Here is a 22,737-nt window from a genome sequence, read left to right as displayed (position 1 = left end):
ACATTTTGATTGCATTTCAATCTATCAGCGGTGCGTGGCAATCCAGATCAACAACCCCGCCTGAAACACCGTAAACGCCACCAGACAGGTGATGGTAAAGCGCAGCCCGCTGTCTTCACGCTTGAACTTGGTGACTTTTTCCTCTTCCTTGCGCAGCTTCACTTCCTGCTCCGCCAGGTTCTGCTCTGCCTGTTGCAGCATCTGCGCGGCTTCCAGGATCTCCACGAACTGCACTTTCTCGGTGTTCCAACTGTCCAGCACGTCGCTGACCTTGCCGGGTTGCACATTGCCCTTGAGGTGCTGCACATCGGCGTAGGCCACATCGAAACCCTGGATACGCAGGAAGTGATCGCGGCGCAGGCGCGTGGCTTCGTTGAGGGCGTCCTTGTTGGCCAGATCCACGCCGTCGACGCGGTAGTGTGACCACTTCTTCTTCGCCCAGGCGGCGCCTTGGGCCACCAGGAAGCGCCCGATACCGCGGTTGGCCGGCTCGATTTCCAGGCTGTTGCCGGGCCCGAAATGCACGCGGTGTTTATCGTGATCGACCCAGATATCCAGGTGGTTCTGCTCGCGCCGTACTCGCTGGCCCGGTAACTGGATGACCATGCGCAACAGGCTGTGGTGTTTATCATGGCGCTCGGCATAGCCGAACTGCACAAAGCGCAACGGCCGTGCGCCGGTCGCGCGGTCGGTGGCCAGCGGGGCCAGGCGCAGCATCTTGAAATGTTCGGCGTGAACGTCGGCCCACGGCAGGGCCGCTGCGGCGCCAGCTTCGGTTGCGGCCGTAGTCTCGGCGGTAGATTCGGGTGTTGTTTCGGTGGTTGTCATGCGGCGCGATCCTGTCCAAGCCCTGCGAGCCGACAATCTTTTTACTGTCGACTCTGGACTTATCGGCCGTTTTTCCCAGGACTGGAGGCCAATTGCCGCTTAACGGGGTTGAAGTCCTTCGATAAAGCTGACGATACGTTGGCCCAGCTCCGCAGCCAGCGGCAGTTTCGGGTCATTGTAGGAGGCCAGTTGCTGCTTCACGTTATTGGGCACGATGCGCATCACGTGGTTCATGCCTTCGATCACCGTCAACTGCGCGTCGGGCTTGGCCTGCTTCAGTTGCCGGGCGTCGCCTACGCCAACCTGGATATCGTTGGTGCCCTGAATGATTAGCGCCGGCATGTCCAGGCGCGCAAAGGCGGCCGACGGATCGGCGCGGAACAGGCTGATCAGATACGGCTGCACGCTGGGTCGGAAAATACCCTCCAATGGGCGCGGCACGTCGGCGTCCACCTGGCCGGCCTTGAGGTGATCGAGTATTTCATTGCTGCGCAGCAGCAGGGCAGGGGGCAAGTGATCGGCCAGTTGCTGACGGATCACCTGGTCCACCGGGCGGGCGCTGCCAGACAAGGAAATGACCCCGGCCGGTTCAAGTTGCGGCGCGGCGAGGGCGGCGACCAGCGCGCCCTCGCTGTGGCCCAGCACAATCAGCGGGCCCATGCGCTTGTCGGCCTTGAGCAACTTGCCCCAGGCCACGGCGTCGGCCACATACGCCTCCAGGGTCAGGTTGCGTTCATCCGGCGTGGCCGCCAGGCTTGCGGCCACGCCGCGCTTGTCGTAGCGCACGCTGGCGATGTTATGCCGGGCCAGTACCCAGGCCAGGCGCTTGAGGCTGTCATTGCGCGCGCCGTCGGCGCTGTTGCCGTTGCGGTCGGTGGGGCCGGAGCCGGCGATGATCAACACCACCGGCACCGGTTTATCCGATTGCGGCAACAGCAGCGAGCCAAAGAGTTGGCCGCTACCGGTGTCCAGGCTGATCGGGCGTTGCAAGACGACAGGGGAGGCGGCCTGGGCCACGGCGGTGAACAGGGTGAGGGTGAACAGCAGAACTCGCAGCATCATAGCGCCATCATTGGAGAGGTGCCGGTTGGACCAACGTCTACCGGTAAGGTTTCGAGGATGAACTAGTCGGTTAGCCTGCGTATACTGGCCGCCTTAAGTTATTACGGTTGACTTGATTCAACTGATTTCACGGAGCGCCCTGCATGTCCGGCAATACCTTCGGCAAGCTGTTCACTGTCACCACCGCGGGCGAAAGCCATGGCCCGGCGTTGGTCGCCATTGTCGACGGCTGCCCGCCAGGCCTGGAGCTGAGCCTGGACGACCTGCAGCGCGACCTCGACCGCCGCAAGCCCGGCACCAGCCGCCACACCACCCAGCGCCAGGAACCGGACGAAGTCGAAATCCTCTCCGGAGTGTTCGAAGGCCGCACCACGGGCTGCGCCATTGGCCTGTTGATTCGTAACACCGACCAGAAGTCCAAGGACTACTCGGCGATCAAGGACCTGTTCCGCCCGGCCCATGCCGACTACACCTACCACCACAAATACGGCGAACGCGACTACCGTGGCGGTGGCCGCAGCTCGGCGCGTGAAACCGCCATGCGCGTGGCCGCTGGCGCCATCGCCAAGAAATACCTGGCCACCCAGGGTATCGTCATCCGTGGCTACATGAGCCAGTTAGGCCCGATTGAAATCCCGTTCAAGACTTGGGACAGCGTCGAAGACAATGCCTTCTTCTGCCCCGACCCGGACAAGGTGCCGGAACTGGAGGCCTACATGGACCAGTTGCGCCGCGACCAGGACTCGGTCGGCGCGAAGATCACCGTGGTGGCCGAAGGCGTGAAACCGGGCCTGGGTGAGCCGATCTTTGATCGCCTCGACGCCGAACTGGCCCATGCGTTGATGAGCATCAACGCGGTGAAAGGCGTGGAAATCGGCGCCGGCTTCGCCTGCGTATCCCAGCGCGGTACCGAGCATCGCGATGAGATGACCCCTGAAGGTTTCCTCAGCAACAACGCGGGCGGCATCCTCGGCGGTATTTCTTCCGGCCAGCCGATCGTGGCGCACCTGGCGCTCAAGGCGACGTCGAGCATTACCACGCCTGGCCGTTCGATCAATGTGCACGGCAACCCGGTGGACGTGATCACCAAGGGCCGCCACGACCCGTGCGTCGGCATCCGTGCCACACCGATTGCCGAAGCCATGATGGCCATCGTGTTGATGGACCATCTGCTGCGCAATCGCGGGCAAAATGCCGATGTGCGCGTGAGTACCCCGATACTGGGCCAACTGTGATCGCCTGGGGCAATGAGCGAGCTTGTTGTGGCCAGCGAGCTTGCTCGCGCTGGGCTGCGCAGCAGCCCCAATAACATGCTCCCACCGCTCCCATACTGGCGCCTCTCCAGCTTCTACCTCTTCTATTTCGCCCTGCTGGGGGCGACCGCGCCGTTCCTGGCGCTGTACTTCGATCACCTCGGTTTCTCCAGCGCGCGCATCGGCGAGCTGGTGGCCATTCCCATGCTGATGCGCTGCGTGGCCCCCAACCTGTGGGGCTGGATCGGCGACTACACCGGCCGGCGCCTGGCCATTGTGCGATTCGGCGCGGTGTGCACCCTGGCCAGCTTCTGCCTGATTTTTGTCAGCAAAACCTACGCCTGGCTGGCGCTGGTGATGGCCCTGCACGCGTTCTTCTGGCACGCGGTGCTGCCGCAGTTTGAAGTCATCACCCTGGCACACCTGCACAAGCAAACCTCGCGCTACAGCCAGATCCGTCTGTGGGGCTCCATTGGTTTTATCCTCACCGTGGTGGTTATGGGGCGCCTGTTCGATTGGCTGAGCCTGGATATTTACCCGGTGGTGGTCGTGGTGATCATGGCCGGCATCATCGGCGCCAGCCTGTGGGTACCGAACGCGCAGCCGGCCAGCCACGGCAACCGCCTGGCCGGCGATGGCTTTCTCAAGCAATTGCGCAGCCCAGGCGTGCTGGCGTTTTATGCCTGCGTGGCGCTGATGCAAATGAGCCATGGCCCGTATTACACCTTCCTCACCCTGCACCTGGAGCATTTGGGCTACAGCCGTGGCGTGATCGGCCTGCTGTGGGCGCTTGGGGTGGTGGCGGAAGTGCTGATGTTCCTGGCCATGAGCCGTATTCTTGCGCGCTTTTCGGTGCGCCGGGTGCTGCTCGCCAGCTTCTTGCTGGCGGCGCTGCGCTGGTGGCTGCTGGGTTCATTTGCCGAGGTTTTCTGGCTGCTGCTGGTGGCGCAGTTGATGCACGCCGCCACGTTCGGCAGCTTCCACGCGGCGGCAATTGCCTTTGTGCAACGCAGCTTCGGTGACCGCCAGCAAGGCCAGGGCCAGGCCCTTTATGCCGCGCTGGCCGGCACCGGCGGCGCGCTCGGCGCCCTGTATTCCGGTTACAGCTGGAATCTGCTGGGGCCAACCTTCACGTTCAGTATCGCCAGCCTCGCGGCCCTGGCCGCCGCCATTATCATTGGCCTTCGATTGCAAGAGCCGAACCAAGGAACCGTGCAATGAGCTATGTAGCCGTCTACTCCATCGCCACCCCGGACACCCCGAACAAAGTGTTGACCCATGCCGACGACATCCGGTCGACCCTGGCCGAGCACGGTGTGCGGTTCGAGCGCTGGCAGCCCAGCCCAATCGAGAAGGGCGCCAGTGCGGCGCAGATGATCGCCGCGTACCAGGCGCAGATCGATGCTCTGGGCTACGCCGCTGTTGAAGTGGTCAGCGTGACCCACGACCATCCACAGAAAGACGAGTTGCGCGCACAGTTCCTGGATGAACGTACCTACAGTGAAGATGAAGTGCGTTTCTTCATCGCAGGCCAGGGGCTGTTTACGCTGCACATAGACGACTATGTGTACAGCTTGCGCTGTGAGAAGAATGACTTGCTGATCATCCCGGCCGGTGTACCGCACTGGTTCGACATCGGCGAAAACCCGCACTGTGTGACACTGCGTTTGTTCAACACGGCCCAAGGCGTTGTGCCCTCTTTGACCGGTGATGCGATTGCCGCCCGCTTTCCAGGGCTGGATGACTAAGCATAGATAACTGAATGTTCAACCCTGGCAAGTTGGAAGTTGCTGTGGGAAGAAACTTAATTATTTGTAGGGCACCGCTGTTTGTTCGGTGCTGTGCGCTTTGATTCCACTCTTTATGTAACTCTCTGTTCGGCGTCAATGTTTATGCCATCTGTCAATGGGAGGAATCCGAAAGATGGCAGCGCATCAGCAGATATAAGGAGAGAACAATGAGTGGCCCCGAGGAGACGTATCGCCCGTTGGTTATCGTGCCGACGGCTATCAGAAAACGCATGAGCTTGTCCGGCAAGCCCCTGACTTCCACCGAGCTGGAAATCCTGCGATGGGCCTCCGAGGGCAAGACCGTCTGGGAAATCAGCCAGATTCGCGCCACCTCTGAAGCCACGGTTAAATTTCATCTGCGCAACATCTACGGCAAGTTGGATGTCACCAACCGTGTACAGGCAAAGAATGAGGCCGCACGCCAGGGCTTATGTTAACGGCATGAAAAAGGGCCGCGACGCTGAATAGCGTCGCGGCCCTTTTTTTTTCGGATTTTCAGCTTAGGCCGAATGATAAGTCGGCAGCGCAAAGCGGTTCTGGCTTTGCAACATCGAAATCTGCGGCAGTTCGCTGGCTTGTTCAGCCAAGTCACGGCGAATGGCGCTGATGACCCAGGTCAGTTGATCGGCGGTGTGCAGCTGCTGATAAGAGATCGAGCGCTTGACCTGTTTACCTTCGCTGTTGCGCAGGGTCAACAGGATACCGCCGTCCGGACGTGGCTGGGTGGTGACGTCGTAGTTGGAGAATACCGAAGCGAATTTATCTTGGATCAGGCTCATGTCTATCAGCTCCATTGGCTCAAGTTGGCAAGCATGGAGTGATAGGTGCAGTGATTGTGCCAGTATTGGATTTTCTAGAAAATCCTTATAAATCAGTTACTTATAAATTTATAGGATTTTCATTTTCGTGCAATTTGCATGAAGGGCCATCGTGCATCCTGCATTTTGCGCTATCTGCCCGGTGATTCTCCCGGCAGGAGGGGAAGGGCTGTAATGATACTGACCGTCTTTTGCCCGGAAAAATCCCGGTCGGCTGGCAGGCCGTCATCGCAGGCAAGGCGGCTCCCACATTTAAATGGTGGAGTGTCAGGGGGATAGGCATCGGGCGGCCGCCACGGGATACAAAACTTTTCAAATCCCGCGTGTACAGCCAAAGAACCGCTGACGTATTTTCCGCTACACCAGTCGATGTACCTGGACCAGACCAAGAATAAGAAAAGGGACGTCCCGCCATGACTCATCAGCAAATCGACATGATCACCTGGCGCATGATGCTGCGTAAGGTGCCTGCCATCGTTCGGGCGCTACCACGGGTGGTGCGCGGCATGCGTGCGGCCAACGTCACCGACCCCAGCCAACCCTGCGGCCTGGGCTGGCATTTCGAACAAGCCACGTTGCGTAACCCGGAGGGTGCTGCCCTGCTGTATGGGAACAGCGTGATCAGCTACCGCGACGCCAATCAGTGCGCCAATCGTATTGCCCATCACTTGCAGGCCCAGGGCATCCGCAAGGGTGACGTGGTGGCGCTGTTTATCGAGAATCGCCCCGAGTTGCTGCTCAACGTGCTGGCCGTGGCCAAGCTGGGCGGCATCTGCGCCATGCTCAATACGGCGCAAACTCAAGGGGCGCTGGTACACAGCCTGACCCTGGTCAATCCGGTTGCCATTGTGGTCGGTGCCGAATTGCTGAGCCCTTACGCAGCAGTGCGCGATCAAGTCCAGATCCCGGCCGAGCGCACCTGGTTCGTGGCCGATCAGCCCGGCAGTAGGGTGCCCGACGGCTACATCGACCTGATGGCCGCCAGTGCCGAAAGTCCGGTGGACAATCCGGCGAGTTCGGCGCAGGTGTTCTTCCACGATCCCTGCTTCTATATCTACACCTCCGGCACCACCGGCTTGCCCAAGGCCGGCATCATGAAGCACGGGCGCTGGACCAAAACCGCCGTGAGCTTCGGCAGTATCGCCCTGGACATGGGGCCGCAGGACGTCCTCTATTGCACCTTGCCGCTGTACCACGCCACCGGCCTGTGCGTGTGCTGGGGGGCGGCGATTATCGGCGCGTCCGGCTTTGCCATTCGGCGCAAATTCAGCGCCAGCCAGTTCTGGGACGATGCACGCCAGTTCAAGGCGACCACCCTGGGCTATGTCGGTGAGCTGTGCCGCTATCTGCTCGACCAGCCCGCGAGTGCGCAGGACCGCGATAACCAGGTGACCAAGATGGTCGGCAACGGCCTGCGCCCCGGTGTGTGGGCGCAGTTCAAGCAGCGTTATGGCGTGGAGCATATCTGCGAACTCTATGCCGCCAGCGACGGCAATATCGGCTTTACCAACGTGCTGAATTTTGACAACACCATCGGCTTTTGCCTGCAGCATTGGGCGCTGGTGGATTACGCCCATGACACCGGCGAACCGCTGCGCGGCAACAATGGGTTCATGGTCAAGGTGCCCACTGGCGGGCAGGGCCTGTTATTGGCGCGCATTGATGATAAGTCGCCCTTCGACGGTTACACCGACCCGGAAAAGAACCGCAAGGTGGTACTGACCGACGTATTCGAAAAAGGCGACCGCTATTTCAACACCGGCGACCTGGTGCGCAGCATCGGTTTCGGCCATGCGCAATTTGTCGATCGCCTGGGGGATACCTATCGCTGGAAGGGCGAAAACGTCTCGACCACCGAGGTGGAAAACGTCCTGCTGAAACACCCGCAGATCGCTGAAGTGGTGGCCTATGGCGTCGAGATCGACAACACCAACGGCCGCGCCGGCATGGTCGCCATCACCCCCAGCGAATCGCTGGCCAGCCTGGACATGCGCGAACTGCTGCAATTCGCCCACGGCCAGTTGCCCCCTTATGCGGTGCCGTTGTTTTTGCGGATCAAGGTGAAGATGGAAACCACCGGCACGTTCAAGTACCAGAAAGTGAAGCTCAAGGAGCAAGGGTTCGACCCGGACAAGGCTGGCAATGATCCGGTCTACGCCTGGTTGCCGGGTTCGGACACCTATGTGCCGGTGACCGGGCAATTGCTGGCGCAGATCCAGGGCGGGCAATTCCGTTATTGATTCTGGCTATGGCGGCTTTTGACAAAAAAGCCATGACACCGGGGAACTCCATCGCGACACTGGGCGCCTTAAACAGTTATGTCAGTCGCCTCAGCAAGGAGCCCCCATGTCAGATCAGCCTAAACAAATGACCGAAGACGAAGCCGCCGAGTTTGCCGAGCAAGTCTTCGACGTCGCTCGGCGCGGCGACGCCGCCATGCTTGCTGCACTGTTGGCGAAAGGCCTGCCGGCCAACTTTCGTAATCACAATGGCGACACCCTGTTGATGCTCGCGGCGTACCACGGCCATGCCGAGGCGGTCAAAGTGCTGCTGGAGTTCAAGGCCGACCCCCTGATCGCCAACGACAAGAACCAGTTGCCGATTGCCGGCGCGGCGTTCAAAGGCAACCTGCCGGTGGTCCAGGCGTTGATCGAGGGCGGCACGCCGATTGACGCGGCCTCCTCGGACGGGCGTACGGCCTTGATGATGGCGGCGATGTTCAACCGCGTTGACATGGTTGATTACCTGCTTGGTAAAGGCGCAAACCCCAAGGCCACCGATGCACAAGGCGCGACGGCACTGGCCGCGGCGCAGACCATGGGCGCGGTGGATACGGCGGCGCAGTTGCAGAAACTGGTGTAGGCTACGCGCCCTTCAAAACTTGCCCGTTACAGGATCGCCCCATGAAAACCGCCCTCGTCGAACTCATCAGCAAAATCAGCGCCGGCGTCATGGGGGAGGATGAGGTAGCGCGTATTGCCGACGAAGCGGCCCAGGCCTACGCGGACCCGGCGGCGTTCCTGGCGGCCAATCCGGATATCAACTACGACGACAGTTTCCCGATCCCGCTGGGGGAGTGGGTGGTGGTCGGTAGCCTGCCGGACACGGTGTTGTTCCAGGCCGATACCTATGGCGACCTGTTTGCCCAGATCGTTGCGTCGTTCGGTCCGGGCGTGGCGTTCAACCTCAAGCCCAAGCAACTGGCCAAGACCGAAGACCTGACCGCGCTCAACCGCATCCAGATCCAGATGAGCGCCCTGAGCCCCGAAAATGGCGGTTATGTGCTGATGAACTTCAGCCAGTTGCTGGACGACGAGATCCAGGCAGTGCTGGTGTTCGGCAACGACCTGGCGCGGGTACTGGAACTGTGTGCCGAAGTCGGCATCAAGGCCGAACCGTCATTGGAAGCCTTAAAGATTGCCGTACACGTCTGAAATAAAACGGAACCCGCGCCAAGGCTGACTATCCTACAAGTGCATGCCCTCACTTAGGAGCGACACCATGGGTTCCACGTTTAATAGTCTGATTGGCCTGATCATCCTCGCGCTGGATATCTGGGCGATCATCAACGTGTTCAAAAGCGGCGCCAGCACCGGCGCCAAAGTGCTGTGGATCCTGTTGATCCTGCTGTTGCCAGTGCTGGGCCTGATCATCTGGGCTATCGCCGGGCCGCGCGGTAACGTGCGGATCTGACGACCCACTCGATTTGGAGCGGGCACAGTCAATGTGGGAGCTGGCTTGCCTGCGATAGCGGTGGGTCAGCTTGCATTGTATTGGTTGACACACCGCTATCGCAGGCAAGCCAGCTCCCACAGTGGGGTTTACGGCGTTAATTAAATTTGTGTGTCGAAAGTATTCGCCGCACGAAATTTTCACATCCCATCCAAGACAATTCTCCGGCTTTATCCGGCTGCCAGGGCTCTATCTCCAGCGCCCTTAAAGGCAGGGCCGTGGCATGCGTTCAGTAATTAATAGCCTTGCCGGCCTTGATCGGGCACCATTTGTGCCACCGCGTTAACCGCCTACCCCAGCCAGCCTGGGCGAGGGACGGACGCCACTGCATTATTTCGCAACTTAAACTTCCAATGGGTCCTAAAACGACATGGCAAACCCGGACGCCCTGAATCAGCAGCGAGCTTCAAATCGCCTGCTGCAACCGACCGTCAAATCCCATCTGGCGTACACGCTGCTCTGCGCACTGGTCATGATGGTGATGTTTTCCCTGCTGCGCCTGGCGTTGCTGGTCTACAACCGCGAGATGATCCTCGATACGCCGGCTTCGACGTTCCTCGAAGCCTTCGCCAACGGGCTGCGCCTGGACATTCGCCTGGTGATGTACCTGCTGATCCCGCTGCTGTTGGCGCTGTTCAGCGTGCGGGCCATGGCAGCGCGCGGGTTCTTCCGTTTGTGGCTGACCGTCGCGTCCAGCATCGCCTTGTTCCTTGGCCTGATGGAGATGGACTTCTACCGCGAATTCCACCAGCGCCTCAACGGCCTGGTCTTCCAGTATGTGAAGGAAGACCCGAAAACCGTGATGAGCATGCTCTGGTACGGTTTCCCGGTGGTGCGCTACCTGCTGGCCTGGGCCGTGGGCACGCTGATCCTGAGCATGGCCTTCAAGGGCGCTGACCGCGCAACGCGCCCACGGGGCCCCTTCAGCGGCGGCACTATCAGCACGCGCCAGGTGGCGCCATGGTACAGCCGCATCGCAGTGTTCATGGTTTGCCTGCTGGTCGCCGTGGTCGCCATCCGTGGCACCCTGCGCCAGGGGCCACCGCTGCGTTGGGGTGACGTCTACACCACCGATTCGAACTTCGCCAACCAGCTGGGCCTCAATGGCACTCTGTCGCTGATCGCGGCGGCCAAGGCGCGCTTCGGTGAAGACCGCGCCAACATCTGGAAGGCGACCCTGGAACAACCGCTGGCCACCCAGACCGTGCGTGACATGCTGGTGCTGCCGCAAGAGAAGCTGGTAGACACCGACACCGCTGCCGTGCGCCGTGACTTCACGCCACCGGCCGAGAAAACCCTGCCGATCAAGAACGTCGTGGTGATCCTGATGGAAAGCTTCGCTGGTCATTCGGTGGGCGCATTGGGACGTCCGGGCAATATCACCCCGTACTTCGACAAGTTGACCCACGAGGGCTTGCTGTTCGACCGCTTCTTCTCCAACGGCACCCACACCCACCAGGGTATGTTCGCCACCATGGCCTGCTTCCCGAACCTGCCGGGTTTCGAATACCTGATGCAGACTCCGGAAGGCAGCCACAAGCTGTCGGGCCTGCCGCAGTTGCTCAGTGCGCGTGATTTCGACGATGTGTATGTCTACAACGGCGATTTCGCCTGGGACAACCAGTCGGGCTTCTTCAGCAACCAGGGCATGACCAACTTCATCGGCCGCAATGACTTTGTCGACCCGGTGTTCTCCGACCCTACATGGGGCGTGTCCGACCAGGACATGTTCAACCGTGGCCTGGAAGAACTGAAGGCGCGCGAAGGCGGCAAGCCGTTCTACGCACTGCTGCAAACCCTGTCCAACCACACGCCGTACGCATTGCCGACCCCATTGCCGGTTGAGAAGGTCACCGACCGTGGCAGCCTCAACGAGCATTTGACGGCCATGCGTTACTCCGACTGGGCCTTGGGCCAGTTCTTTGAAAAGGCCCGCAAAGAGCCGTACTTCAAGGAAACCCTGTTTGTGATCGTCGGTGACCACGGCTTTGGCAATGAGCAGCAGATCACCGAGATGGACCTGGGTCGCTTCAACGTGCCGATGCTGATGATTGCACCGGGCATGCGCGAGAAGTTCGGTGAGCGTGACCACACCGTGGGCACCCAGATCGACATCGTGCCGACCATCATGGGCCGCCTGGGCGGCGATACCTTGCACCAGTGCTGGGGCCGCGACCTGCTGAACCTGCCGGAAGGTGACAAGGGTTTCGGCGTGATCAAGCCATCGGGCAGCGACCAGACCGTGGCCTTGCTCACCGGCGACCGCGTACTGGTATTGCCCAAGGAAATGCCACCCAAGTTGTGGGAATACACACTGGGCGCCGAGCCGACTGGCAAGGTGATTCCTGAGTCGCCGGACGAAGCTGTGCTCAAGCAGAAGCTCGAGTCGTTCCTGCAGACCGCGACCAAGAGCCTGCTGGATAACACCGCAGGTGTGGTAGATGGCAAACCGGACTAACTGACCGGCAATAAAAAAGAGGCCCTCTAGAGGGCCTCTTTTTTTGCTTTCTTACTTGTAGGAGCGAGCTTGCTCGCGAAGAAGGTCAACGATAACGCGCGTCCTGAATAAACGCGGCGCCTGTACCTTTTTCGCGAGCAAGCTCGCTCCTACAAAAAGCGTAGCGCGGCGTTTATATCTTGCCGAGCAACAACAGCACCAGCAGAACAACCAGCACCACACCCAGGATACCCGACGGCCCATAACCCCAGTTACGCGAGTGCGGGAACACGGGCAGGCCACCGACCAGCAGCAGGATCAGGATAATAATCAGAATGAGGCTCATGGTTTTATTCCTTATAGGTTCTTTGCAAAAACCGGCTGTTTAACCGTTGGTTCGTCCATGTACAGTGGGACGCCTTACCCATTCCGACTCTGCTACTTCGTAGAAAATTCATTGTTTTTATAAAACATTTTGATGTGACGCTTATTTCTTTTAACGCGTGCGCAACTTGAACTAATCAGTTGAAAAAAATTGAACTTAGTCTATAGGCACGCTTGCGACCGAGCCCGCGGTTTGCCCGGGGCATTCATCACCCTGATGGTGCGTGGGTAGAGCAAAAACCTTCGCTACACTGCCGGTCACTTCTTTCGTGAACCACAAGGCTACCTCCTATGCAAAACCGCATGATGATCACTGGCGCCGGGTCTGGCCTGGGTCGCGAAATCGCTCTGCGCTGGGCCCGTGAAGGCTGGCAGTTGGCGTTGTCTGATGTCAGCGAGCCCGGTTTGCAGGAAACCCTCAAGCAGGTTCGCGAAGCAGGGGGGGATGGCTTTATCCAGCGCTGTGACGTGCGTGACTACAGCCAGCTCACGGCCTTCGCCCAGGCCTGTGAGGTGAAGCTCGGGGGCATCGATGTGATCGTCAATAACGCCGGCGTGGCCTCGGGCGGGTTCTTCGCTGAACTGTCCCTGGAGGATTGGGACTGGCAGATCGCAATCAACCTGATGGGCGTCGTCAAAGGCTGCAAGGCGTTCCTGCCGCTGCTGGAAAAGAGCAAGGGCCGCATCATCAACATCGCGTCAATGGCAGCGCTGATGCAGGGCCCCGCCATGAGCAACTACAACGTGGCCAAGGCGGGCGTGGTGGCGTTGTCAGAGAGCCTGTTGGTGGAGCTCAAGCAACAGGAAGTGGGCGTGCATGTGGTGTGCCCGTCGTTTTTCCAGACCAACCTGCTCGACTCGTTCCGTGGGCCAACCCCAGCCATGAAGGCTCAAGTGGGCAAGTTGCTTGAGAGTTCGCCCATCTCGGCGGCGGATATTGCCGACTACATTTACCAGCGCGTGGCCGAAGGCGAATTCATGATCCTGCCCCACGAGCAAGGCCGCATGGCTTGGGCGTTGAAACAGAAAAATCCGCAGTTGCTGTATGACGAAATGACCCTGATGGCCGACAAGATGCGCGCCAAGGCGCAAGCTGTGAAGGGCTGATTTGGCTGGGGTCTGTCAGGCAAGTTACCTACCTGTGTAGGCAACGCCTGATTTGCCCGCAAGCCATTGCCGGTCCAGTGCCAAGGGGGCATGGTCGAGGTCCTGTTATTTGCAAAGGACAACCGCCATGCTGGTCTTAAGCCGTGCCATAGGCGAAGCCATCGCCATTGGCGATGACATCACCGTGCATATCCTTGAAGTGAACGGTACTCACGTGAAATTCGGCATCGAGGCACCGATGGATGTCAACGTGTACCGCGCCGAGGTGTACCGCAAGATTCTCAAAGGCGAGGGCCAGGCTACCCATCCCGTGCCGGTACCCAACCTTTAGGCGCAGCTTTTCAGTCGAACAGGTGCTTGGGCACATCGTGCTTGAGCATCAACTGGCATTGCTCGCTTTCGGGGTCGAAGACGATCAGCGCCTGGCCTTTGGTCAGCGCCTGGCGCACGCGCAGCACGCGGGTCTCCAGGGGCGTGTCGTCGCCATTGTCGGTGCCGTCGCGGGTGACGAAGTCTTCGATGAGGCGGGTCAGGGTGTCGACTTCAAGTGCATCGTAGGGAATCAGCATACAAGCCTCAGGTGTCAGGTCCCGGCGATGCTACTGCGCCGGGACCTTTGTTGCCAGTATCAACTCACCGCGTCAGGACTTCTGGCCGACCAGGCTGTCCACCGATGGCACGCGGGTGTCGCTCTCCATTTGCGTTTCATGCTCGATCTGATGACTGAACCGATCCAGTGAGCCCTGGGCCGGTTGCGCATCGCTGGCAAACACCGGCGGGCTGAGGATGTAAGCGCCCAGCAAGCGGCTCAGGGCGGCCAGGCTGTCTATATGGGTACGCTCGTAACCGTGGGTGGCGTCACAACCGAAGGCCAGCAGGGCGGTGCGTATATCATGGCCGGCGGTGACCGCCGAGTGCGCATCGCTGAAGTAATAGCGGAACAGATCGCGGCGTACCGGCAGGTCGTTCTCCGACGCCAGGCGCAGCAAGTGGCGGGACAGATGATAATCATAGGGCCCGCCGGAGTCCTGCATGGCCACGCTCACCGCGTGTTCGCTGGAGTGCTGGCCGGGGGCGACCGGGGCAATATCGATGCCGACAAACTCACTCACATCCCAGGGCAGGGCGGCCGCTGCACCACTGCCGGTTTCCTCGGTGATGGTGAACAGCGGGTGGCAGTCGATCAGCAAGGGTTCGCCACTGTCGACGATGGCCTTGAGCGCGGCGAGCAGGGCAGCGACGCCGGCCTTGTCGTCCAGGTGGCGAGCGCTGATATGCCCGCTCTCGGTGAACTCGGGCAGTGGGTCGAACGCCACGTAGTCACCGACGCTGATGCCCAGGGAGTCGCAGTCGGCACGCGTGGCGCAGTAGGCGTCCAGGCGCAGTTCCACATGGTCCCAGCTCACCGGCATTTCATCCACGGCAGTGTTGAACGCGTGCCCGGAGGCCATCAACGGCAATACGCTGCCGCGAATCACGCCGTTGTCGGTGAACAGGCTGACCCGGCTGCCTTCGGCAAAGCGGCTCGACCAGCAGCCCACCGGCGCCAGGGTCAGGCGCCCGTTGTCCTTGATCGCACGCACGGCGGCGCCGATGGTGTCCAGGTGGGCAGAGACGGCGCGGTCAGGGCTGTTTTTCTGGCCCTTGAGGGTAGCGCGAATGGTGCCGCGCCGGGTCATTTCAAACGGAATGCCGAGCTCTTCCAGGCGTTCGGCGACGTAACGCACGATGGTGTCGGTAAAACCGGTGGGGCTGGGAATGGCGAGCATTTCCAGCAGCACTTTTTGCAGGTACGCGAGATCGGGTTCGGGAATGGTTCGGGTCATGAAAACTCCTGATGAGTTGAGGGCGATCGACGCGCTGCGATCGTGCGATCGTTCCCACGTTCCGCGTGGGAATGCAGCCTGTGACGCTCTGCGTCACCACAGCGGACGCAGAGCGTCCCTGAGGCATTCCCACGCAGAGCGTGGGAACGATCGGTAGTCAGGTAGCCGGCTGACTGTGTGGAAACAACAAATCCACAAACTTCTCAGCCGTGGGTTGCGGTTCATGGTTGGCCAGGCCGGCCCGTTCGTTGGCTTCGATAAACACATACTCTGGCTGGTCGGCCGCAGGTACCATCAGGTCCAGGCCGACCATAGGGATATCCAGGGCACGGGCCGCACGCACGGCCGCGTCCACCAGCGTGGGGTGCAGGATCGCCGTGACATCTTCCAGGCAACCCCCTGTGTGCAGGTTGGCGGTGCGTCGCACGGCCAGTTGCACGCCACGGGGCAGGATGCTGTTGTAGTCGTAACCTGCGGCTTTGAGGGTGCGCTCGGTTTCTGCATCCAGCGGGATTTTGCTCTCACCATCGGTGGCCGCCTGGCGACGACGGCTTTGCGCCTGGATCAACGCGCGAATCGAATGCTGGCCGTCGCCGATCACTTCGGCAGGGCGACGAATCGCAGCCGCGATCACTTCAAAACCGATCACCAGAATCCGCAGGTCCAGGCCTTCGTGGAAGCTTTCCAGCAACACGCGGCTGTCGAACTGGCGCGCCGCTTCGATCGCCTGCTGCACCTCTTCGATGCTGCGCAGATCCACGGCGACGCCATGGCCTTGCTCGCCATCCAGCGGCTTGACCACGATGCGCTGGTGTTCGTCGAGAAACTCCAGGTTGTCGTCGGCACTGCCCGCCAACTGTTGCACCGGCACCTGCAGGCCCGCCGCCTTGAGCACCTTGTGGGTGAGGCTCTTGTCCTGGCACAGGGTCATGCTGATGGCGCTGGTCAGGTCGCTCAGGGACTCACGGCAACGCACGCGACGCCCGCCGTGGCTAAGGGTGAACAGGCCCGCATCGGCATCGTCCACGTGCACATCAATACCGCGTCGGTGGGCTTCTTCGACAATGATGCGCGCGTAAGGGTTGAACTCCGCCTGGGGCCCCGGGCCCAGAAACAGCGGTTGATTGATGCCGTTCTTGCGCTTGATTGCAAAGGTGGTCAACGCCCGAAAGCCCAGCTTGGCGTAAAGGCTCTTGGCCTGGCGGTTATCGTGCAGCACCGACAAGTCCAGGTAGCTCAAGCCTCGGCTCATGAAGTGCTCCACCAAGTGGCGCACCAACACTTCACCGACGCCAGGGCGGGTGCATTGAGGGTCGACGGCCAGACACCAGAGGCTGCATCCGTTCTCCGGGTCGTGGAAGGCTTTGTGATGATTGAGGCCCATCACGCTGCCAATCACCGCGCCGCTGTCTTCGTCTTCGGCCAGCCAGTACACCGGGCCGCCTTGATGACGTGGGGTGAGGCGTTCCGGATCGACAGGCAGCATCCCGCGGCCCTGGTACAGGTGGTTGACCGCTTGCCAGTCGGCCTCGCTCTGCACCCGGCGAATACGAAAGCCGCGAAATACACGGGTGGCCGGGCGGTAGTCGGTGAACCACAGGCGCAGGGTGTCGGACGGGTCGAGGAACAGTTGCTGCGGGTCAATGCCCAGGATTTGCTGGGGCGCGGCCACGTACAGCGCGATATCACGCTCGCCAGGCTGCTCGTTGAGCAGTTCCTGGGCCAGGCTTGCCGGGTCGGGAAAGGTGTGGCCGATCAACAAACGACCCCAGCCGCAATGCACGGCAATCGGGTCGGCGGCCAGTGCGCTGCCGTCTTCGGCCAGGCGCGCTTGCAGGCGCTCGTAGGTCGGCGCCTGGCCCTTGAGTAAGCGTTGGCTGTAAGCCGCGGCATTCGGTTTCATGGATCAGATTCCTTGTTCGCTCAGCCACAGGTTCAGCGCCGCCAACTGCCACAGCTTGGAGCCGCGCAGTGGGGTCAGTTGGCCTTGCGGGTCGGTGAGCAAGCGGTCGAGCATGGCTGGGTTGAACAGCCCGCGGTCCTGGCTCGGGTCCAGCAGCAACTCGCGCACCCAGTTCAAGGTGTCGCCCTGCAGGTGCTTGAGGCCGGGCACGGGGAAGTAGCCTTTCTTGCGGTCGATGACTTCGCTGGGGATCACGCGGCGCGCCGCTTCCTTGAGCACCTGTTTGCCGCCGTCGGGTAGCTTGAACTGGGCCGGCACACGGGCCGACAGTTCTACCAGGCGGTAGTCGAGAAACGGCGTGCGCGCTTCCAGGCCCCAGGCCATGGTCATGTTGTCGACGCGTTTGACCGGGTCGTCCACCAGCATCACCGTGCTGTCCAGGCGCAGGGCCTTGTCCACCGCTGCGTCGGCGCCCGGCATTGCAAAGTGCTCGCGCACGAAATTGCCAGCAGCGTCGTTGGCGGTCAGCCATTGGGGCGCGACGGTCGCCGCGTAGTCGTCGTAGCTGCGGTCGAAAAACGCCTCGCGGTAGGCCGCGTACGGGTCGCTGGCACCGTCCACTTGCGGGTACCAGTGGTAACCGGCGAACAGTTCATCGGCGCCCTGGCCGCTCTGCACCACTTTGCAATGCTTGGCCACTTCCCGCGACAGCAGGTAGAAGGCGATGCAGTCATGGCTGACCATCGGCTCGCTCATGGCGCGGAAGGCGGCCGGCAGTTGCTCGATGATCTCGCTTTCGGCGATGCGCAGTTGGTGGTGATGGGTGCCGTAGTGTTTGGCGATCAGGTCTGAGTACTGGAACTCGTCGCCACGTTCGCCGCCGGCGTCTTCAAAGCCGATGGAAAAGGTCGACAAATCCTCCACGCCCACTTCACGCAGCAGGCCGACGAGCATGCTCGAGTCGACGCCGCCGGACAGCAGCACCCCCACATCCACCGCCGCACGTTGGCGAATGGCCACGGCTTCGCGGGTGCTGTCGAGCACGCGGTCGGTCCAGTCTCCCAGGGTCAGGTGTTTTTCGTCCTCATGGGGCCCGTAGGGCAGGGTCCACCAGGTTTTCTGTTCGGTCTTGCCGCTGGCGTCGATGCGCATCCAGCTGGCGGGCGGCAGCTTTTCGATGCCGGCCAACAGCGTACGCGGCGCGGGCACCACGGCGTGGAAATTCAGGTAGTGGTTGAGGGCGACCGGATCGAGGATCGGGTTGATATCCCCACCCTTGAGCAACGCTGGCAACGCCGAGGCGAAACGCAGGCGCTGGCCGGTGCGCGACAGGTACAAGGGCTTCACACCGAGACGGTCACGAGCGATGAACAGACGCTGGGCATCACGCTCCCAGATGGCGAAAGCGAACATGCCGTTGAGCTTGGGCAGCAGCGCTTCGCCCCAGGCGTGATAACCCTTGAGCAACACTTCGGTGTCGCCACCGGAATAGAAGGCGTAACCCAGGGCTTCCAGCTCTTGGCGCAGCTCCGGGAAATTATAGATAGCGCCATTGAACGCCAGGGACAGCCCCAGATGGGCGTCGACCATCGGTTGGGCAGAGCCGTCCGACAGGTCCATGATCTTCAGGCGGCGGTGGCCCAGGGCAATCGGCCCTTGGGCATGAAAGCCCCAGGCGTCGGGGCCTCGGGGGGCGAGGTGGTGTGTGATGCGTTCTACGGCTGCCAGGTCGGCAGGTTGATGATCAAAGCGTAACTCGCCAGCTAGTCCACACATAAATTCCTTACCGGTTTTTCCGTTGGGGAGGGGTCAATACTCAATACGCCCAAAAGGGCGCGTACCCAGAAACTGACCCAGTGCTATGCGTGGAGTTTTAGACCGATAAGTTATAAGGCAGATAGCCGCCTTGCCTTTAATCCGGCTTTTTTTGTGCAGCGCCTTGGCCTCGCACCAACGCGCGCAGGGCAAATCGATTGGGGTGGCAAGCCTCGGCTACGCTGGTTGGCACTGGCAGGGGCTCATCACTCAGCCATGCAGCCAGCAGTTCGCCGCACAACGGCGCAGTGATCAGGCCACGCGAGCCATGGCCGCTATTGAGAAACAGCCCCGGCAGCCACGGGCAGGGCGTTTTCGGCACTTGCCGGGCGTCTTTGCCCAGTACCGCATAAGCCTGCTCAAACGCCGCATGGTCGGCCAATGGCCCAACGATGGGCAGGTAGTCGGGGCTGGTACAACGAAACGCGGCACGGCCTTCCAGTTGTTCGGCCGCCAGGCGGTCGGCACCCAGGCGCTGCAGCAGGTCGGTAGACATCTCGCGCAGCATCTGCAGGTTGCCGCTGTGTTCGGCGGGCGTGGGCGTGAGGTCTTGATTGTTGAAGTCAAAACTGGCGCCCAGGGTGTGTTCGCCAAGCCGGGCCGGCGCGACGTAGCCCTCGGCACAGACCACCGTGGCCAGCGCTTTACTCGCGCAGGTTTGCGCCAGCCGAGTGATCTGCCCACGGATGCGCTTGAGCGGTATGTCTGCACTGAAGGGGAAACGCTTGATCTCCGCAGCCCCTGCGAGCACCACGACACCGGCGCTGGCCAGCACGCGGTCACCGGCGCGGGCTTGCCATTGGTCGTCGAGCCGGTGCAGTTCCAGTGCCTCGTGGTGGGTGAGCACTTCAATCAGTGGATGTTTGGCCTGCCACTGGCACAGCGCGGGCGGATGCACCCAACCGCCCTCTGGAAAAAACAACCCGCCGTGGGCCAGTTCGATTCCCGCCTTTTGCTGCGCCTGCTCGCGGTCCAGCAGATGCAACAGGTCCGGAGCAAAGGCGTTTGCCAATTGAGCCTGACGCTGGATTTCCTTGGCGTCAAACGCCAGTTGCAACACGCCACAGCCGTCCCAATCGACACCTCGGTGCAAATGTTCCAGCAGGCGTCGGGTGTGGCCAAAACCGCTGACTATCAGCTGGGACAAGGCCGTGCCATGGGCCGAAAGCTTGAGGTACAACACACCCTGTGGGTTGCCCGACGCTTCCTGTGCCAAGCCGGCGTGGCGCTCCAGAAGGCTGACACGCCAACCCCTTGCGGCCAGGCTGGCGGCGGTCGCGCAACCGGCCAGGCCACCGCCGATGACCAGGGCATGACGTTCTCCCTCGATGGCGGGTGGCCGGGCGAACCAGGGTTTACGTGGGGCCGGCGCGGGTAAGTCGGCGGGCCAACCGACAAACTCCCCACGCAGGATCTCCCACTTATGGCCGATGCCTGGCGTGCGTTTCATCTTGAACCCGGCGGCATTGATCAACCGCCTTACCCAGCCGGTGCTGGTGAAGGTGCTGATGGTCGAGCCCGGTGCCGCCAGGCGCGCCAGTTGGGCGAACAGCTCGGCGGTCCACATGTCGGGGTTTTTCGCCGGGGCGAACCCGTCGAGAAACCATGCATCGACCTGGGCGTCCAGTTGCGGCAATTGTTCCAGCGCATCGCCGATCAACAGGGTCAGGGTCACGCGGCCGTTGTCCAGTACCAGGCGTTGGAAACCCTGATGGATGGCAATGTATTGCGCCAGCAGTTGCTCGGCCAAGGGTTGCAGTTCGGGCCAGAGGGCGAGGGCGCGTTGCAGGTCGGCATGGCTGAGGGGGTACTTTTCCACGCTGACGAAGTGCAGCCGCGCACCGGCGACTGCGTGCTGTTCGAACAACTGCCAGGCGCAGAGGAAGTTCAAGCCGGTGCCGAAGCCAGTTTCACCAATCACCAGGCGCCCACCTGCGGGCAAGGCGGCGAAGCGTTCCTGCAAGCGGTTCTGCTCCAGGAACACGTAGCGGGTTTCTTCCAGGCCCGACTGGTCGGAGAAATACACGTCGTCGAATACCCGCGAATGCGGGCGGCCTTGGTCATCCCAGTCGAGCTGGGCGTGGGTGATGGGGTTCATGGCGGCTCATAAAATGAAAGCGGGCAAAGGCAAGGCGGCCATTCTAGCCGATCAACAGGCGTTGAATTGATCCATGGCAAGGCTGGGTTGTATTTCCTTGCGCGTGTCGGGGCCCAATCCGCTAGTCTTGAGCCATCTTGAAACGGAGCTGCCCATGTTCGAATCCGCCGAAATCGGTCACGCCATCGACAAAGACACCTACGACGCCGAAGTGCCGGCCTTGCGTGAAGCCTTGCTGGAAGTTCAGTACGAGCTGCAACAGCAGAAACGCTTCCCGGTGATCATCCTCATCAACGGCATCGAGGGCGCGGGCAAGGGTGAAACCGTCAAGCTGCTCAATGAATGGATGGACCCGCGCCTGATCGAAGTGCGCACCTTCGACCTGCAGACCGACGAAGAACTGGCGCGTCCACCGGCCTGGCGCTACTGGCGGCAACTGCCGGCCAAGGGCCGCATGGGCATTTTCTTCGGCAACTGGTACAGCCAGATGCTGCAAGGCCGCGTGCATGGGCAGATCAAGGATGCGCGCCTGGACCAGGCCATCGCCGGCGCCGAACGTCTGGAAAAGATGCTCTGCGATGAAGGTGCGCTGATCTTCAAGTTCTGGTTCCACCTGTCCAAAAAACAGATGAAGGCGCGCCTCAAGGCCCTGGCCGACGACCCGCTGCACAGCTGGCGCATCAGCCCATTGGACTGGCAGCAGTCCAAGACCTACGACAAGTTCGTGCATTTCGGTGAGCGTGTGCTGCGCCGCACCAGCCGCGATTACGCGCCGTGGCATGTGATCGAAGGCGTCGACCCCCATTACCGTGGGCTGACCGTGGGCAAGATCCTGCTCGATGGGCTGCAAAGTGCCCTGAAGCAGGCCAAGGTCAAGGCCAGCGGCATGAACCCGGCGCCGTTGCTTGCCTCGGTGGACCGCAAGAGCCTGCTCGACAGCCTCGACATGACCCTGCGCCTGGACAAGGACGACTATGAAGAGCAACTGATTACCGAACAGGCGCGCTTCTCTGGCCTGATGCGCGACAAACGTATGCGCAAGCACGCGCTGGTAAGCGTGTTCGAGGGCAACGACGCGGCGGGCAAGGGTGGGGCGATCCGTCGAGTGGCGGCAGCACTGGACCCGCGCCAGTACCACATCGTGCCGATTGCCGCGCCCAGCGAAGACGAACGGGCCCAGCCTTATCTATGGCGGTTCTGGCAGAAAATCCCGGCGCGCGGCATGTTCACCGTGTTTGACCGCTCCTGGTACGGCCGCGTGCTGGTGGAACGCATCGAAGGCTTCTGTACCCCTGCGGACTGGATGCGCGCCTATGGCGAGATCAATGACTTCGAAGAGCAACTGCGCGATGCGGGGGTGATCGTGGTCAAGTTCTGGCTGGCCATCGACAAGGAGACGCAGCTGGAGCGCTTCCAGGCTCGTGAAGAAATCCCCTTCAAGCGCTTCAAGATCACCGAAGACGACTGGCGCAATCGCGACAAGTGGGACGACTACCGCGCGGCGGTGGGCGATATGGTTGACCGCACCAGCACCGAGGTGGCGCCCTGGACTCTGGTCGAGGCCAACGACAAGCGCTGGGCGCGGGTCAAGGTGCTGCGCACCATCAACCGTGCGCTGGAAGAAGCGTTTGATAAAAGCGACAAGCACGACAAAAAGAAAAAGAAATAGCCTGTAGGAGCGAGC

At 61.2% G+C, this 22,737-nt stretch carries 21 protein-coding genes; 12 read left to right on the top strand and 9 right to left on the bottom strand.

The annotated features are described in order from the left end of the window. Positions 1 to 24: 24 nt before the first annotated feature. Together GIV26_RS15900 and GIV26_RS15895 are read right to left on the bottom strand one after the other, a co-directional pair. Entirely contained in the window at positions 25 to 828 is an 804-nt protein-coding gene (locus GIV26_RS15900) for a hypothetical protein (protein ID WP_034126144.1), read from the bottom strand. Between the two features lie 99 nt (positions 829 to 927). Next, positions 928 to 1,890, bottom strand: a complete 963-nt coding sequence (locus GIV26_RS15895) for an alpha/beta hydrolase (RefSeq protein ID WP_019818577.1) — start codon at positions 1,888 to 1,890, stop codon at positions 928 to 930. A gap of 143 nt (positions 1,891 to 2,033) precedes the next feature. On the opposite strand from GIV26_RS15895, the gene aroC reads away from it, so the two are divergent. The 4 genes from aroC to GIV26_RS15875 all read left to right on the top strand — a co-directional run bounded on the left by aroC (position 2,034) and on the right by GIV26_RS15875 (position 5,370). Continuing rightward, positions 2,034 to 3,125 (top strand): chorismate synthase, encoded by a 1,092-nt coding sequence (gene aroC, locus GIV26_RS15890; RefSeq protein WP_236281470.1) that lies wholly within the window; start codon positions 2,034 to 2,036, stop codon positions 3,123 to 3,125. Between the two features lie 75 nt (positions 3,126 to 3,200). Then, positions 3,201 to 4,364 carry an MFS transporter gene (locus GIV26_RS15885; RefSeq protein ID WP_034126374.1) on the top strand — a complete coding sequence of 388 codons (1,164 nt, stop codon included), beginning with the start codon at positions 3,201 to 3,203 and terminating at the stop codon, positions 4,362 to 4,364. After that, positions 4,361 to 4,891 carry a 1,2-dihydroxy-3-keto-5-methylthiopentene dioxygenase gene (locus GIV26_RS15880; RefSeq protein WP_236281467.1) on the top strand — a complete coding sequence of 177 codons (531 nt, stop codon included), beginning with the start codon at positions 4,361 to 4,363 and terminating at the stop codon, positions 4,889 to 4,891. Before GIV26_RS15885 ends, GIV26_RS15880 begins: the two co-directional genes overlap by 4 nt. Positions 4,892 to 5,100: 209 nt before the next feature. Next, on the top strand, positions 5,101 to 5,370 hold the full coding sequence (locus tag GIV26_RS15875) for a response regulator transcription factor (protein ID WP_054896323.1): 270 nt from the start codon (positions 5,101 to 5,103) through the stop codon (positions 5,368 to 5,370). Positions 5,371 to 5,433: 63 nt separating this feature from the next. Here the strand turns inward: GIV26_RS15875 and GIV26_RS15870 are convergent, their stop codons facing one another. Beyond that, positions 5,434 to 5,712: a DUF3509 domain-containing protein gene (locus GIV26_RS15870; RefSeq protein ID WP_003172952.1), complete on the bottom strand. Its 279-nt coding sequence runs from the start codon at positions 5,710 to 5,712 to the stop codon at positions 5,434 to 5,436. 452 nt (positions 5,713 to 6,164) lie between these two features. On the opposite strand from GIV26_RS15870, the gene GIV26_RS15865 reads away from it, so the two are divergent. The 5 genes from GIV26_RS15865 (at position 6,165) to GIV26_RS15845 (ending at position 11,941) form a co-directional block, all read left to right on the top strand. Beyond that, the gene (locus tag GIV26_RS15865; RefSeq protein WP_236281465.1) at positions 6,165 to 7,991 is read left to right on the top strand and encodes a long-chain-acyl-CoA synthetase; all 1,827 of its coding nucleotides are present in this window, start codon (positions 6,165 to 6,167) and stop codon (positions 7,989 to 7,991) included. Between the two features lie 106 nt (positions 7,992 to 8,097). After that, complete coding sequence (locus tag GIV26_RS15860) at positions 8,098 to 8,613, top strand: ankyrin repeat domain-containing protein (RefSeq protein WP_014719271.1); 516 nt, start codon at positions 8,098 to 8,100, stop codon at positions 8,611 to 8,613. Between the two features lie 41 nt (positions 8,614 to 8,654). Then, the gene (locus GIV26_RS15855; protein WP_236281464.1) at positions 8,655 to 9,185 is read left to right on the top strand and encodes a hypothetical protein; all 531 of its coding nucleotides are present in this window, start codon (positions 8,655 to 8,657) and stop codon (positions 9,183 to 9,185) included. Between the two features lie 67 nt (positions 9,186 to 9,252). Then, complete coding sequence (locus tag GIV26_RS15850; protein WP_003192770.1) at positions 9,253 to 9,444, top strand: PLDc N-terminal domain-containing protein; 192 nt, start codon at positions 9,253 to 9,255, stop codon at positions 9,442 to 9,444. Between the two features lie 409 nt (positions 9,445 to 9,853). Continuing rightward, positions 9,854 to 11,941 carry an LTA synthase family protein gene (locus tag GIV26_RS15845; protein ID WP_034126149.1) on the top strand — a complete coding sequence of 696 codons (2,088 nt, stop codon included), beginning with the start codon at positions 9,854 to 9,856 and terminating at the stop codon, positions 11,939 to 11,941. Between the two features lie 172 nt (positions 11,942 to 12,113). Here the strand turns inward: GIV26_RS15845 and GIV26_RS15840 are convergent, their stop codons facing one another. Further along, positions 12,114 to 12,266, bottom strand: coding sequence for a DUF3309 family protein (locus GIV26_RS15840; protein ID WP_003192767.1), 153 nt, complete (start codon positions 12,264 to 12,266; stop codon positions 12,114 to 12,116). 329 nt (positions 12,267 to 12,595) lie between these two features. Here GIV26_RS15840 and GIV26_RS15835 point away from each other — a divergent pair, with 329 nt between their 5' ends. Then, a complete protein-coding gene (locus GIV26_RS15835) occupies positions 12,596 to 13,411 on the top strand; it encodes an SDR family oxidoreductase (RefSeq protein ID WP_057977010.1) in 816 nt (271 codons plus the stop codon). 127 nt (positions 13,412 to 13,538) lie between these two features. Further along, positions 13,539 to 13,742 (top strand): carbon storage regulator CsrA, encoded by a 204-nt coding sequence (csrA, locus tag GIV26_RS15830; RefSeq protein WP_034126151.1) that lies wholly within the window; start codon positions 13,539 to 13,541, stop codon positions 13,740 to 13,742. Between the two features lie 10 nt (positions 13,743 to 13,752). Here the strand turns inward: csrA and GIV26_RS15825 are convergent, their stop codons facing one another. The 5 genes from GIV26_RS15825 to mnmC all read right to left on the bottom strand — a co-directional run bounded on the left by GIV26_RS15825 (position 13,753) and on the right by mnmC (position 21,053). Beyond that, entirely contained in the window at positions 13,753 to 13,980 is a 228-nt protein-coding gene (locus GIV26_RS15825; RefSeq protein WP_003192759.1) for a YheU family protein, read from the bottom strand. Between the two features lie 72 nt (positions 13,981 to 14,052). Next, positions 14,053 to 15,237: an osmoprotectant NAGGN system M42 family peptidase gene (locus tag GIV26_RS15820; protein WP_034126152.1), complete on the bottom strand. Its 1,185-nt coding sequence runs from the start codon at positions 15,235 to 15,237 to the stop codon at positions 14,053 to 14,055. Between the two features lie 157 nt (positions 15,238 to 15,394). Next, positions 15,395 to 17,140, bottom strand: coding sequence for an N-acetylglutaminylglutamine synthetase (ngg, locus tag GIV26_RS15815; RefSeq protein ID WP_089041975.1), 1,746 nt, complete (start codon positions 17,138 to 17,140; stop codon positions 15,395 to 15,397). A 3-nt stretch (positions 17,141 to 17,143) separates the two neighbouring features. Continuing rightward, on the bottom strand, positions 17,144 to 18,916 hold the full coding sequence (locus GIV26_RS15810) for an N-acetylglutaminylglutamine amidotransferase (RefSeq protein WP_236281462.1): 1,773 nt from the start codon (positions 18,914 to 18,916) through the stop codon (positions 17,144 to 17,146). Between the two features lie 136 nt (positions 18,917 to 19,052). Continuing rightward, positions 19,053 to 21,053: a bifunctional tRNA (5-methylaminomethyl-2-thiouridine)(34)-methyltransferase MnmD/FAD-dependent 5-carboxymethylaminomethyl-2-thiouridine(34) oxidoreductase MnmC gene (mnmC, locus tag GIV26_RS15805; protein WP_236281460.1), complete on the bottom strand. Its 2,001-nt coding sequence runs from the start codon at positions 21,051 to 21,053 to the stop codon at positions 19,053 to 19,055. Positions 21,054 to 21,207: 154 nt separating this feature from the next. Between mnmC and pap the strand changes: the two genes are divergently transcribed. After that, the gene (gene pap, locus GIV26_RS15800; RefSeq protein WP_236281458.1) at positions 21,208 to 22,722 is read left to right on the top strand and encodes a polyphosphate:AMP phosphotransferase; all 1,515 of its coding nucleotides are present in this window, start codon (positions 21,208 to 21,210) and stop codon (positions 22,720 to 22,722) included. Positions 22,723 to 22,737: the final 15 nt, after the last annotated feature.

Source organism: Pseudomonas sp. PA-1-3F (assembly GCF_021609665.1).
Classification (GTDB): Bacteria; Pseudomonadota; Gammaproteobacteria; order Pseudomonadales; family Pseudomonadaceae; genus Aquipseudomonas; species Aquipseudomonas paracarnis.
This window is presented reverse-complemented; position numbering and strand designations above follow the sequence as displayed.